Raw genomic sequence first — 1115 nt, 5'->3', positions numbered from 1 at the left:
TGTTCTGACCGGGGAGGTTGGGCACGCGGTCGATCGGTGACTTGCCCCTGAGGCTGGTGTGGCCGCGGTGGTGATTGTAGTGGTGCAGCCATTTGGGGTAGGCGGCTGTGCGGTCGGCCTCTGAGAGGTAGGCGCACGCGTAGGCCCATTCCTCGAGCAGGGTGCGGTTGAATCGCTCGACCTTGCCGTTGGTCTGGGGCCGGTAGGGGCGGGTGCGGCGGTGCTTGACCTGCTTGCCGAGGGTTTTGGCCCATAGCTGGCTTCGGTAGCAGGAGCCGTTGTCGGTGAGCACGGCCTTGACGGTGATGCCGTGGCTGGCGAAGAACTTCCTGGCTCGCTTCCAAAACGCTGCGGCGGTCTCCTTGCGCTCATCGCCGAGGATCTAGGGGTAGGCTAGCCGGGAGTGGTCGTCCACGGCGTGGTGGAGGTAGACGTAGCCGCGTGAGGGTGACGCACCGGCGCGGGCAGCGCGATCTGAGGCCGCACCGGACCGCTTGTGCTGCTCCGAGCCACGTCCGAACACGCGCCAGCCGCCACCGTCGGGGATCCGGCCGAGTTTCTTGATGTCGACGTGGACCAGGTCGCCGGGCGCGTTGTGCTCGTAGCGGCGCTTGTCCCGAGACGAGGTCTTGGTTCGGGTGCCGGTGGCTGGGTCGGTCCACTTCAGTCGCGGGCAGCCGTAGCGTCGAAGGACCTGGTGAACCGTGGAGGGGTTCTGGCCGAGGTGGTAGGCGATCCGGGCCGGCCCCCAGCGACGGGTCACCCGCAGCTTCACGATCCGCCGTTCGGTCCGCTGCGGCAGCTGACTCGGGCAGCGGTGGGGGCGGGAGGATCGGTCGACCATCCCGGCCTTTCCGAGTTCGCGGTAGCGCTGCGCCCAACGGCGCGCGGTGGTGACGCCGACCGAGAACCGCTCGGCAGCCCGGGCATAGGGCCAGCCCCTGTCGATGACCAGTTTGGCCAGACGCAGACGTCCGGCTGGTGTGAGGGTGGCGTTAGCGTGGGACATGAAGACCTCCGTGGTGGATGTGGGTGCGTGGTAGCTCCACACCTCACCCGGAGGTCTTCGTCATGATCCAGCCGACCCGCCGTACCTAACGTCCGTGATCAGAACA

The 1115-nt window shown here is 67.5% G+C and carries 1 pseudogene; it reads right to left on the bottom strand.

The window, feature by feature from the left end:
• Positions 1–1009 (bottom strand): annotated as a pseudogene (locus ACFVJS_RS28040) (IS481 family transposase); the annotation flags it as partial.
• Positions 1010–1115: the final 106 nt, after the last annotated feature.

It is taken from the genome of Nocardioides sp. NPDC057772 (assembly GCF_042798075.1).
GTDB lineage: Bacteria > Actinomycetota > Actinomycetes > Propionibacteriales > Nocardioidaceae > Nocardioides.
This window is presented reverse-complemented; position numbering and strand designations above follow the sequence as displayed.